This is a genomic window from Neptuniibacter sp. QD72_48 (assembly GCF_047778065.1).
GTDB lineage: Bacteria > Pseudomonadota > Gammaproteobacteria > Pseudomonadales > Balneatricaceae > Neptuniibacter.
Genome location: NZ_CP180547.1, coordinates 1,179,882 through 1,192,369, shown reverse-complemented (window position 1 = coordinate 1,192,369; position 12,488 = coordinate 1,179,882). Strand labels below are relative to the sequence as shown.

13 protein-coding genes and 1 riboswitch are annotated in these 12,488 nt (G+C 46.4%); of the genes, 2 read left to right on the top strand and 11 right to left on the bottom strand.

Annotated features, from left to right (window positions below; all coding sequences use genetic code 11):
- Positions 1-51: 51 nt before the first annotated feature.
- From ACMXYX_RS05160 to ACMXYX_RS05120, 9 genes are all read right to left on the bottom strand, one after another.
- Positions 52-1,383, bottom strand: coding sequence for a cobyrinate a,c-diamide synthase (locus ACMXYX_RS05160; protein WP_415906571.1), 1,332 nt, complete (start codon positions 1,381-1,383; stop codon positions 52-54).
- Positions 1,383-1,970, bottom strand: coding sequence for a cob(I)yrinic acid a,c-diamide adenosyltransferase (gene cobO, locus ACMXYX_RS05155; protein WP_415883867.1), 588 nt, complete (start codon positions 1,968-1,970; stop codon positions 1,383-1,385). The genes ACMXYX_RS05160 and cobO overlap by 1 nt, the downstream gene beginning before the upstream one ends.
- A gap of 9 nt (positions 1,971-1,979) precedes the next feature.
- Positions 1,980-3,647 carry an ATP-binding protein gene (locus ACMXYX_RS05150; RefSeq protein ID WP_415906570.1) on the bottom strand — a complete coding sequence of 556 codons (1,668 nt, stop codon included), beginning with the start codon at positions 3,645-3,647 and terminating at the stop codon, positions 1,980-1,982.
- A gap of 80 nt (positions 3,648-3,727) precedes the next feature.
- Positions 3,728-5,107, bottom strand: a complete 1,380-nt coding sequence (locus ACMXYX_RS05145; protein WP_415906569.1) for an MFS transporter — start codon at positions 5,105-5,107, stop codon at positions 3,728-3,730.
- Complete coding sequence (locus tag ACMXYX_RS05140; RefSeq protein ID WP_415906568.1) at positions 5,107-5,799, bottom strand: energy-coupling factor ABC transporter ATP-binding protein; 693 nt, start codon at positions 5,797-5,799, stop codon at positions 5,107-5,109. The genes ACMXYX_RS05145 and ACMXYX_RS05140 overlap by 1 nt, the downstream gene beginning before the upstream one ends.
- Positions 5,796-6,578 carry a cobalt ECF transporter T component CbiQ gene (gene cbiQ, locus ACMXYX_RS05135; protein WP_415897802.1) on the bottom strand — a complete coding sequence of 261 codons (783 nt, stop codon included), beginning with the start codon at positions 6,576-6,578 and terminating at the stop codon, positions 5,796-5,798. Before cbiQ ends, ACMXYX_RS05140 begins: the two co-directional genes overlap by 4 nt.
- Positions 6,562-7,230, bottom strand: coding sequence for a hypothetical protein (locus ACMXYX_RS05130; RefSeq protein WP_415897801.1), 669 nt, complete (start codon positions 7,228-7,230; stop codon positions 6,562-6,564). Before ACMXYX_RS05130 ends, cbiQ begins: the two co-directional genes overlap by 17 nt.
- Positions 7,223-7,843, bottom strand: coding sequence for a cobalt transporter CbiM (gene cbiM / locus ACMXYX_RS05125; RefSeq protein ID WP_415883861.1), 621 nt, complete (start codon positions 7,841-7,843; stop codon positions 7,223-7,225). The genes ACMXYX_RS05130 and cbiM overlap by 8 nt, the downstream gene beginning before the upstream one ends.
- Before the next feature lie 15 nt (positions 7,844-7,858).
- The gene (locus tag ACMXYX_RS05120) at positions 7,859-8,659 is read right to left on the bottom strand and encodes a DUF4198 domain-containing protein (RefSeq protein ID WP_415897800.1); all 801 of its coding nucleotides are present in this window, start codon (positions 8,657-8,659) and stop codon (positions 7,859-7,861) included.
- Positions 8,660-8,751: 92 nt separating this feature from the next.
- Positions 8,752-8,975, bottom strand: a riboswitch (cobalamin riboswitch).
- Between the two features lie 187 nt (positions 8,976-9,162).
- Between ACMXYX_RS05120 and ACMXYX_RS05115 the strand changes: the two genes are divergently transcribed.
- Together ACMXYX_RS05115 and ACMXYX_RS05110 are read left to right on the top strand one after the other, a co-directional pair.
- A complete protein-coding gene (locus ACMXYX_RS05115) occupies positions 9,163-9,858 on the top strand; it encodes a hypothetical protein (RefSeq protein WP_415897799.1) in 696 nt (231 codons plus the stop codon).
- A 50-nt stretch (positions 9,859-9,908) separates the two neighbouring features.
- Positions 9,909-10,316 carry an STAS/SEC14 domain-containing protein gene (locus tag ACMXYX_RS05110; protein WP_415897798.1) on the top strand — a complete coding sequence of 136 codons (408 nt, stop codon included), beginning with the start codon at positions 9,909-9,911 and terminating at the stop codon, positions 10,314-10,316.
- A 57-nt stretch (positions 10,317-10,373) separates the two neighbouring features.
- On the opposite strand, the gene ACMXYX_RS05105 is transcribed toward ACMXYX_RS05110, so the two are convergent.
- Entirely contained in the window at positions 10,374-10,595 is a 222-nt protein-coding gene (locus ACMXYX_RS05105; RefSeq protein ID WP_415883857.1) for a hypothetical protein, read from the bottom strand.
- A 124-nt stretch (positions 10,596-10,719) separates the two neighbouring features.
- Positions 10,720-12,093, bottom strand: a complete 1,374-nt coding sequence (locus tag ACMXYX_RS05100) for an alanine/glycine:cation symporter family protein (RefSeq protein ID WP_415884641.1) — start codon at positions 12,091-12,093, stop codon at positions 10,720-10,722.
- Between the last annotated feature and the right edge of the window lie 395 nt (positions 12,094-12,488).

Here is a 12,488-nt window from a genome sequence, read left to right as displayed (position 1 = left end):
TTTAATTCCTTCGCTGCGGCCTCAAATAGATACCGCAGGATCTAGTTTCCTCTAACCTTCCAAATTACCGCTAAAGATCGCAGCGATCGCTTCTGGGTTAGATGCAAAAAACAGGTGTAGATAACTCGCGGTCAGTCCTTTCTCTCGATAGATCGCTTCGCCCGGTGCTGGATGACGCTGACGACGGCCATGACCTACTGGTTCCGGTGTATCAGAACTACGCGAACGGTGATGAGCATGCGCCTGAACTTCACCTTCAGGTAGCATCGCCGTTTGCATACCTTGGCAACCGCGTTTACCTCGCATAGCTCCATGGCCTTTTAGAATCCCAGCCATCGGACGGCAGTTATCTTTTAGATCGGTAAGATCTTCAAGGCAGTAGAGGAAGCCGCCACATTCAGCCAAAATAGGTTTACTTGCAGAGTGGAACTCACGGATCTGCGCCTGCATAGTTTGATTGTCCGATAGTGCCTGTGCATGCAGCTCCGGATATCCACCCGGTAACCATAAGCTATCAGCTTCGGGCAGTTCAGAATCATGTAGTGGTGAGAAAAACTTAAGCTCCGCTCCCATCTGCTCTAGTAAACGCAAATTAGCATCGTAGATAAAACTGAACGCTTCATCCCTAGCGATCGCTATACGCTTACCTTCCAGCAGCGGTTCAACCTCGAGCAACTCTGCACTAAAAAACTCTACCGGCTCAGGCAGGTCAGTAATCTGATTAACTGTCTCTAATGGGCCTTTGATCCACTCGGCACCCAAACCAAAACGTTGCTCTAGCTCGTCATAAACTTCTGTGGCCTGCACTAAGCCTAAATGACGTTCCGGTAAGGCAACCTCTGGGTCACGCGCCAATGTAGCTAGCAGAGGCAAAGATTCAGGCAGTGCATCACGGATCAATTGAGCATGGCGCTCTGTGCCACAGTTATTGGCAATAAGACCTGCAACCGAAATATCAGAACGATAGTTAGCTAAACCCATCGCAATTGCTGCAGCAGTCTGAGCCATCCCTTTTACATTCATAACGATGGCAACAGGGATATTAAAACGCGCGGCTAAATCGGCACTGGAAGGTTCACCATCAAACATGCCCATAGCGCCTTCAACCAAAATAAGATCGGCTGTTTTTGCTGCTTCATAGAGCTTTTGTTGGCAGTAGTTTTCGCCAGCCATCCACAGATCTAACTGCTCGACATCCTGACCGCTCGCCTGCGCTAAGATCTGCGGATCGAGGTAATCAGGGCCAGTTTTGAAGACACGAACCACTTTGCCCTGATCACGGAAATAACGTGCCAGTGCTGCTGTGATCGTGGTTTTACCTTCACCCGAACTCGGTGCTGTTAGAAACAGCGCGGGGCAAAGTACAGATTGCTGTTCAGCCATTAGAATTCGATCCCAGCCTGCGCTTTGACTCCAAGACGGAATGCATGGCGTTCATCGCGAATACTGCTGATCGTATCAGCGATCTCTTCTAGACCTTCAGGCATTACACGACCGGTAATCATGACGTTCTGATTCTTCGGACGATTCTGTAAAGCTTCGATAACTGGTTCTAGTGGCAGATATTTGTATTTGAACATATAGCTCAGCTCATCAAATACCAGCATCTCGTAGCTATCGTCTTTAAGGTATTGCTCGGCTAGGGCCCAAGCTTTTTTGGCCGCCTCAATATCTTGAGTTTTATCCTGCGTTTCCCAGGTAAAGCCATGGCCCATGACATTCCAGTCGATCAACTCATGATCACGGAACAGCTTATATTCGCCGGTCTCAGTACGACCTTTCACAAACTGGATAACCGCCGCTTTTTTACCATGACCGACACAACGTGCCATAGTGCCAAACGCAGAGCTACTCTTACCTTTACCGTTACCTTTTAGCAAGATAAGTACACCGCGCTCTTCAGTGGCTTGGGCGATACGCTTATCGATCACCTCTTTCTTTTTCGCCATGCGTTCCTGATGCGTTTTCATATCGGGTTCTTATGCTCCAGATAAAGATAGGTAAGTTGCATTTAATTCATGGGCGAAACGACGGCCTTTGCCGCGTTTCACTTGGCTGAGTTCAGTATCGATCCAAATCAAATCGCCACCTAAATCAATGCCATTTAAAGAGCTACTGCTGCGACCATCGCTTAAAACATAGATTGCAACATCAAGCTCTGGCTGTTGTTTGCGCAGCTGCTGTAGATAGGTTCGCGCTTCAACAAAAGCTTCGCGCATAGGTGTGCCACCACCGGCACCGAGTTGATCTAACCAACTACGCAGCTCTTTAGGTGCTCTAATTCTAGAAAGCAGGTTTTTAACCTCGGTATTACCAAATCCAAACAGAGCGATCTGTTCACGATTCAGATACGCTTGCTCAGAAATCTGCAGCACAGCAGCTTTTGCATAAGCAAAACCTTGTGCCTGCAAAGTGGAAGCAGAGGTATCCAGCAAGACCAGATGTAAACGATCTGAACTCTTGCCCCGCTTCTTAAACTGCAGCGCCTTGGGTGGCCAGTTAGGCAGGCTGCTCATTAAAGTCTTAAACCAATCAGGACGACTGCTCAGTTCTGATGTTTGCTTAATGCCCCGCTTCTCATGGTTGTGAGTCATCAGATCGGGAAGCTCTAGTGCAGTTTTCTCTGCCGTCTTCTGTTGCTGCGGCTTCATAGCACCCCACTCACCTTCACCGGACTGTTGTCGATGACTATCGTCAGGGCGTTTAAAGCCTTTTTGATCTTGCTTTGGCGGGGTTGGCGGTTGCTGCGGAGGATTTTGCTCAGGCGTAAGTTTACGGCGATGCGCTAAAACTAACTCTTCAACTGCATCGATATTCTGTTTTGTTACTTCCGCTTGCTGATTCAGCGCCGCATGGGTTAACGCCGCTCGGTACCAAACAATATCAGCACGTAGGCCATCAACCTGTGCTTGAGCACATCGCTCAGCTATATCTAAACGCAGCTCATCAGAACAAGTAACAGCTTGCAGCTTTTCACGAGCCGCTAAAATCTGATCAACCAGTTCAGTTTGCTGATCTGCATATTCGACAATAAAGGCTTCAGAGTTGCGATCGAATTGCTCGCGACGTTTTACAATCTCGACCCGCTCAATCGGCGCATACTGGTTACTCAGGTTTACCGAGAAACCAAAGCGATCGTGTAACTGTGGGCGCAACTCCCCCTCATCTGGGTTCATTGTGCCAACCAATAGAAACTCTGAGCGGTGGCTATGGCTTATACCATCACGCTCTACGCGGTTAACCCCAGAGGTAGAAACATCCAATAATAGATCAACGAGGTTATCAGGTAGCAGATTTACTTCATCGACATAGAGCACTCCACCGTGGGCTTTACTCAATAGACCAGGGCTGAACTGCATCTTTTTATCGTTCAACACCTGCTCTAGATCCAGCGAACCCAACAGCATCTCTTCGCTAGCACCTAACGGCAGCGTCACGAACTCAGCCGCGACTAATTCATCGCCTTCCGCTTGAAGGTGATCAGGCAGAAGATCTGCCATACCACGCGCCAATGTAGATTTAGCACTACCGCGAGGCCCACTAATCACCACCCCGCCAATCGCTGGGTTGATCGCTGTAAGTATCAAAGCAAGCTTAAACTGCGCCTGCCCGCATACTGCTGTAAATGGAAAATGAGGCTTACTCATTCTGCTACCTATTAAATGTCTCTAAATCTAGCAACTACACTCTAGCGACTACAATCTAGCTGCTAGCCACTCACATCTGATTATTGCTTAGGCCAGTGGGCATGATGTTCATCTATGACGAACTTGTGTTTATGCTTCTGCTTCGGATGATAATGGGGATGCACATGTGGCTCTGGCCCCTCCCATCCTTCGTGTTCGTGCTGATGATGCTCATCATGTACATGGGGGTGAAGATGGTCCATCTCTGGATGCTCATGCCATAGATCATGCTGATCATCTTTCTTCCACACCAACATTGCCGCAATCAACGCCACTGCGGCCAGCGCAGCTAAACCAAGAAAAGCACCGTCCATGCCCAACCGGCTACCGAGCCATCCAGCAAGCAGATAACCTAACAACCACATACCGTGAGTCAGGGCGAAATTCGCTGAGAAGTAATCGTTTCGATCACTCTCTTGGCAGGAGTTTCTGACTACTCGCCCGGTTGGTATAAGGATCAAACTTGTACCGACACCAATCACAAACCAGATTGGAAATAATCCCCAATACCCTGGACCACTTAGACCTGCTAGCAGAGCCATAACCAACAGCCCAGCACCAATAAACATCACCGGGCGGTCATGAACACTCTCAAGCAGTTTAGGCAAGATAAACGCCGCTATCATTGAGCCTACGCCTGCCGCTAACATTAATAGTGGAACCTGCTCTTCTGATAACCCCAATACTGCACGTACATAAACAACTGTGTTTACGATGATCATCGCGCCTGCTGCAGAAAGCGCGAGATTGAGCAACAACACCGCCTGCAAGCGCGGCGTTTTAAGATAACTACGCACCCCAAAGCTAACCTTTTTCCAAACCCCACCGCTGCGATCACTTACTGTATTTGCTGGAACAACCGCTAGAAGAAGAAACAACGCAGCGATAACAAAACCAACTGCATTCAACTCGAACAACAAGGCATAGCTAGTAAATACTAATAAGAAAGCCGCTAATGCTGGGCTTAACAAGCTCTCCATCTCCATCGCTAAGCGCGATAAAGATAGCGCTCGGGTATATTCTTTTTCATCGGGCAATACATCTGGCAATAACGCCTGATAGACCGGGGTGTAACCTGCAGCCATCGCATTTAGCAGAAACATCAACAGAAACAGTTGCCAGGCTTCCTGACAAAATGGCATTAAAGCCACCAGCGCTGCTCGGCCAATATTCAGCCCAGCCAACCATCTTTTTCGTGGTAACTGGCTGGCATAACCACCCACAACTGGCGCCACACAAAGATAAGCGACCATTTTGATTGCTAGAGCTACACCCAATACCCAGCCAGCATCACTAGGATTTAGATCAAATGCCAACAGTGCCAAAGCAACCGTAGTCAGCCCTGTACCTACCAGCGAAACCAGCTGGCCAAGAAATAGCCAACGAAACGCAGGATTACTAAGGGGCTGAAAAATTTCCATTAAGCGCTTTCCAACTGCGGCTCAACAACCGTTACAGCGTTCAGTTTTGCATCTTTTAATCGAACTTCACGCGTTGCCAGTTGGGTAATAAAATCTGAATCATGGGAGATTATGATCATCGCTTGCGGTAAACCTAGCAAGGTGTCGATCAACCTCTGGCGTGCCTCGGTATCTAAGGCATTACTCGGCTCATCCAGCAACAGCACTTCAGGATCCATGGCTAATACCGAAGCCAAAGTAATCATGCGTTTTTCACCGCCAGACAGCTGGTGAGTAATACGCTCTTCAAAGCCTTCCATACCTAACGAAGCTAAAGTGTCACTGGCTATCTTTAGTGCTTCTTCACGGCTTTTGCCAAGGTTGAGTGGACCAAACGCGACATCTTCCAGAACCGTTGGGCAAAACAGTTGATCATCTGGATCTTGGAATAGGAAGCCTGCGCGCGCACGTACATCGATGAATTGCTTTTCTTCGCTACGCGTTTCGCCAAAGGCCCAGATCTCTCCGGCTTTAGCTTTCTTTAAGCCCACCAATAGATGCAATAAGGTTGTTTTACCCGCACCATTTGGGCCAGTTAATGCGACCCTTTCACCTGCATGAAGGACAAAATCGACGTTATCTAAAACCACTCCACGACGTGGATAGCGATAACTTAAACCGGTTACTTTAATTAGTGCGTTTTGTTCACTCATAAGAAATTCAATCCGGTTAGAATGCAAAGAAAAGGTACAAACACCGCTAAGAAGCGGTAATCTTCACTGCCCAAGCGCATATCATCAAACAGGTAAAACTGGCCTTTGTAACCACGGCACTTCATCGCATCCATAATTCGCTCAGAGCGCTCTAAAGAATGCACTAATAACATGCCAATTAGGTAACCAATCGAACGCCAAGTATGCATATCGGTACGAAGCACAAAGGCACGTGCCTGCATGGCTCTACGCATCCTTTTGTACTCCTGCCCGATCACTTCAAGATAGCGCACCGTGAACAACATAAGGTGTACAAGTTTATCGGGGACTCTAAGGTGCGCTAATGCATGTCCTAGTGTGGTAGCACTGATAGTTCCCACTAAAGCAAGCAGCGCTAATACCACAGCATGGGCCTTCAATAGAATCATGAGGGCATGAAAAAAACCCTCTTTACTCGCCGATAAACCAAACAAGGTAAACCAGGTTTCTCCGGGAGTGGTGAATGGCAGCAGGATGATCAAAAAGATCATAAACATATCCATCGCGATCACACGTCGAAGGGTACGTTTAACATTTAACTGAGCGAGCACCGCCAACATAAAACCAGCGATAACGGCTGTAGTTAAAACAAAGAAGTTGTGAGAAAGCACTGTCGCAAATGCAAACAGTGTCACTAAGATAACGCGCATGCGCGGGTCAAGACGATCAATTATCGATTGATCGTGCTTAACCTTCTGCCCCTTCCATGAGGTGCCGCTGTGCTCAAGAAACTGAGGCATGTTCCTTTTCCTGCTGCTTCTCTTTCTGACGTTGGCGCCACCAGATACCTAAACCACAAAGCCCAAAGATATAACCGATACCACCCATCACATCTTGAAGACCCGCTTTCTCTTTATAGGCAGCCAATTCCTGACGCAATGGTTTAACCTGTTTAGCTACCGCTTTTTCGATCATCGCCTGCAGTGCTGCTTGATCACCATTGAACTGTGGAGTTTCACCACTATTGCCCGAAACGCTCATTACGACATTACCGCCGGGTAAGCTATCTGGCAGCTCATCAGCCGGCAGAGAGATTTCAAGTACATGACCTGCACTCAGATTGGCAAAGAAATGATGATCAATTCGCTGCTGAGCTCTAAATACAAACAAGCCATCAGCATCAGTTACGGTCTTACCGAGTTCATTACCGGCCGCATCAGATACGACAATTTCCGTACCCTCTTGGGCCATATCACCATTAGAAAAACCGACTTCGCCTTCAATGGTATTGCCAATAGCATAAACACCACCGACAACATTATGGGCATGCGCTAAGCCCGGTATCAAAATCAGCAGAAGAAAGATGTAGGAGGTCAGCCTTCTGACCGAAAGAGAATCGGCAGACATCCTAGATTCGCTCGCGGGGCAAGCTCCTAAAAATACATCAGCCATAAGCGCGTTCCTCATCGAGACCAAAGAATTCAGGCTTTACCTTACGAATCAGTAACACAGCTGCCGCAGTGACAAAGCCTTCTACTATCATGACCGGAATATGGGCAACAAAGGTCGCTTTAGCTGCGAGCAAGAAAGCCTCGCCCGAAAGCATTAACGAAAATGCCACCATGATAGTAGTTATCACAATCGAGCCTGCGCCACCGATAGCACCCCACGTTGCTGCCACTTTAGGTGACTGCGAACCAATTCCATGCCGGCAGAGGTAATACACCAACACCGCAGGTAACGCGATATTGACCGCGTTCACCCCTAAGACAAGGAATCCGCCAAAGCCAAAGAATACAGCCTGTAGAAACAGGGCAACTAAAAGCGCAGGGAAAGCGGCCCAGCCTAGCGCTAAGCCGATCAATCCATTTAAGATCAAATGCACACTGGAGAAACCAATAGGCAGGTGGATATAAGAAGCGATAAAAAAGGCGGCTGAAAGTACGCCTACTTGAGGAAGATGATCATAATCCATCTTCTTCAAGCCCAAAGCGACTCCTGCGACTGTCAAAGCAGCACCCGTTGCTAATACCGAACCCGACAAAGCGCCATCTACAATGTGCATCTTGGTGTACCTAAATTATTTAACTGAGTGAGCCTGAACCCAAATTACAGCATCTTGGGAAAGTTCTTTACCTTTATGTTCTTTATCAGAACCTACACCCAAGGCACAGAAACCCCACTGACCCGCTTTAGGGATACCAAAGGTAAAGGTACCGTTCGCGTCAGCAAAGATTGTTTGTGTGATAAATGCATCAGCTGGAACTTCCATATTAGCCTCTTTAGCGAAAGCGTTAGCTTTCATATCAGGCTCATAGTTTACGTATTCCACTTCAATTTCTGCGAATGGAACTGGCTTGCCTTCACTTTTAACAACACCGGTAAACGTTCCACCTTCATAGATAGCATAAGGCTTAGTTAACGGAACAATCTCAGCCTTCAAGCCAAAATCTTCATTCCAATCTGTTGGCAAGCTACCCACATTAACAATGGATTTTGTGATCTGTTGAATATAGATATCTTCAGATTCTTCAAAATAAGGCGCCATTTTATGAACAAACACGTAGTCGCCTAGACCGCGTAGTTTCACATCAGCTTCGAAAGAGGTGCCTGTATTATCAGCGCTGGTCCACTGAGATGGTTTAACAGAATCTAGTAACTCTGTTTTCTTACCTTTTTTGATTACATAGAACTGTTCAGGCGCTTCAACCTGCATCACATGACCACTTTCCGCAGGGTGGGTAAAGGGCATTTTTAGGTTGATCTGACCGCCACGCTCACGTAGTAATTCTGGTGTATAAACCATTTGGAAGTGAGCTGATGCAATAGAAGAATAAAGCGCAGCGCCTGCTGCAACTGAAAACGCTAATTTTTTAAGCACAAAAAATCTCCAACATGAAATATTGTCGGAGTTGGGAGGATAAGTATGTTTAGACAAACCAAACAATTACTCGGTGAAGCCCTCCGCAACACCACGGTAAACAATTATTAGGCTGGTATCCGGACTCATCAGCGAAGGACTTAACCTTCAATCAACTTACCTTCCCATATCCAAGATACAGTGGCATAAAAGCTGATATAACCAATTTACCGTTGCGGGGGCAGTGTTGGGATCGCTATTGAATCCTGGCTCATAAGCTCACCAACTTCCCGGGCTAACAAAATTGCTACCCATGACCTCATTTGGGCATCAATTTCAGCCTGTACAAATGTACGACCTAATAAGCGCACAACTCTACCCGCCATACCCCTTATTTGCAATTGAGTTCTATTCCAGTGGTCATGAATAACGTAAATATATAAATCCCAACTACACTAGGGTTTAAGCACCTTCTTTTCGGAACTAAAAATAAGAACGCCAAGCATTAAAGAGGGCTCCAGAATATGTGTGCGCTTAGATCCTCCGTTCTCATTGCGGTAACAACCCTACTAACCGGCTTATCCATACATACACAAGCCGACTGGTACGCCAGTTTTTCTACCGAATACCAACCAGAAGCCCAAAGCGGGCACTATGCCTACAAACCTTTATTGCAATACACAGAAGGCAATTTTGGTACTTATCTTGAGTACGTATATGTTCCAAGGAATGGGTTAGATAATGGGAAGAATTTAACCTGGCAAGTGGAATATAAATGGAAACTGAGCGAAAACAGCTCGTTAAAACTCGTACATGAATTTGATCGAACGATAGATACCAACACAGAGAGCGCAGAACTGACGCCAAAGTTTTACACCTCGTTTGATAATGGCTTAAAGGCAGGATTTGAACTGGAGATCGATTACTACCTCGATGGTGATTTTGATATCTATGAGATCGAGATTGAACCCACACTAAAATGGAGCCGAAGCCTAGGCGAAGGCAAACTCAACCTCGAGCTTGAAGCACCGACAATGCGCTTATATAGCAACGACGATTCAATTAAGGATTTTGAATTCGAAGAGGTACTCCCTATTATTGGCTACGATCACCCTCTCTCTAAAAACTTAACCTTACATACCCTGCTAGAACTTCCCTACGACCTTCAGGAAGATGATTTCGACACGATAATCACAATTGGGCTTGGAGTTACCTTCTAGCCCTATTTGCCTTTATAATCCGTTTTTTTGATCCGGATAAGGCATCTTCCATGCTCTATGTACTTCCTGAAACAACAGGCGACATCATCGTCCTGCAAGCGAATGACACTCTGACAGCAAGCGATTACACCGAAACATTCTTGCCACTGTTTGAGCATGTAAAAAACACCCACCCTGAAGTTCGCCTGCTGATTACTTTTGCTCCAGATTTTTCAGGTTTTGAAGCCGGTGCTTTATGGGAAGATCTAAAATTCGGCACGAAACACGCTAACGATTTTTACCGTATTGCGATCGTTGGCGATCCTAAATGGACTGAGTGGATGACCAAAGTGGGCGACCTGCTAACCCAAGGTGAAATGCGCCACTATAGAATGACTCAACTACTTGAAGCGCTTCGTTGGATTAACGATGAAGATGAAGACGATGAGGAAAAAACACTTTACCCATTCGGCGGATAACGAAGCAGCTTGAACAATAAGGGCCATCTCATAACGGCCCTTTTTTAAGCTTAAGAACTAGTGCACCGTCAGCATCCCGCTAGAAACCATTTGCGAATACAGGGCATCGCGCAGCTCTTGCGGCATATCGACAAAGTCCAGATTCCCGTACAGAAACACCTCTTCTAAATCTATTTCGATCACTTGGGTATCAGGCGCTACCTCAGCTTGAGGTTTGGCATCGTCTAATCCAGAGGCTTTTATAATTTTATATATGGTTTTACCGTCTTTCTTTTCCATCTTGGCCTCACTTACTACATAGAACTATTCACACAGTATACGCCCATAAGGCAAAAGCCAAACGCTATAAAGCAAAAGACCGGGCAATGCCCGGTCTTTTTAGTTACAAAATAAAGAGCCTGACTTATTTTGTTTCTAACGATGAAGCGACTTGTGCTTCAAAGTATTCGCGAGTCAACTTGAATACAACTGGGCTCAATAGCGCCAGAGCAATCAAGTTTGGAATAGCCATCATCGCGTTTAGCGTATCCGCTAATAACCATACGAAATCCAAGCTGATCATCGTGCCTACAGGCACTGCAATGATCCAAAGGATACGGAAAGGCATAATTACTTTCACACCAAATAGGTATTCAGCACAACGCTCGCCATAAACACTCCAACCTAGGATTGTAGTGAAAGCAAAGATCGCTAGAGAGATAGCAACAATGTAGTTACCTACACCCGGTAACGCATCAGCGAAAGCGGCAGATGTTAGGGCTGCACCTGATACACCGTCAGTCCATACACCCGAAGTGATGATAACCAAACCAGTAATAGAACAGATGATAATTGTATCTAGGAATGTACCTAGCATTGCGATTAGACCCTGACGAACTGGATCCTTAGTTTGAGATGCAGCGTGAGCAATCGGAGCAGAACCAAGACCGGCTTCGTTAGAGAATACACCACGTGCCACACCGAACTGGATCGCAGCCCAAACAGCAGCACCAGCGAAACCACCTTCAGCAGCGTGTTCAGTAAATGCATAAGTAAAGATAAGATCTAGAGCAGCAGGGATCGCATCAACGTTAATTGTCAGAACAACTAGACCTGCGACAAGGTAACTGATTGCCATCAATGGAACCAAAGCACCCGCAACCGCACCGATACGCTTAATACCACCCAGCAATACAGCTGCAGTAAGTACCATTAAGATTACACCAGTCACCCATGCTGGCATCTGGAAGTTTGCTTCAAGAACATCAGCAACCGAGTTAGATTGAACTGTGTTACCAATACCGAAGCCTGCGATCGTACCGAAAACCGCGAAAGTTGTACCCATCCACGCCCATTTTTTACCTAGGCCATTTTTGATGTAGTACATTGGACCACCAACGTGGTTGCCATTCTCATCAACCTCACGGTATTTAACCGCCAATACAGCCTCAGAGAACTTAGTCGCCATACCTACTAGTGCAGTACACCACATCCAGAACAGAGCACCTGGACCACCTAGGAATACAGCTGTAGCAACACCGGCAATATTACCAGTACCTACCGTTGCAGACATTGCTGTCATCAAGGCTTGGAAAGGTGAGATTTCACCGGAGCCTTTTTCGGACTCAGCCGTATTTCGGCCGCTCCACATTAATTTAAAACCAGTGCCCAATTTTAAAATTGGCATTAGTCTCAAACCTAGCTGTAGGAACAAACCTACACCTAAAATTAGTACCAGCATCATTGGACCCCAAACGATGCCGTTAACCGCACTTATAAATCCGGTCAATGCTTCCATCATGATTCCTCTATATTGTTTTTTTCTACGAGGGAAAATAACTGCTCTGTTATTTTTAATTTTCAGTTCGCTAATTCCCAAAGGCGTTAGCGATTTCTTAAACACAGCAACCTGCTCTTATTCTTTTCGCAGCGAGACGGGGCTTAGTGTGCTCGCCTGGCTCTTTGATACAGAGGAGATGTATACACACCTGGCCAAAGATCAAACAACCTTATCCTGCCAAGGGTAAGTAGCCCAGCAGCCCCCGCCTCCATGCTACGAATAGAACTGCGCACTACGATATTAGAAAGAAGCCAGAAAATGGCTTTGAATTAAAAAAATATTCAGTGATAAAAACTGCTTAATTGAATATTTGCAGTGAAATAAACTAAAACAGAGACAAGAAGGGCTATCAG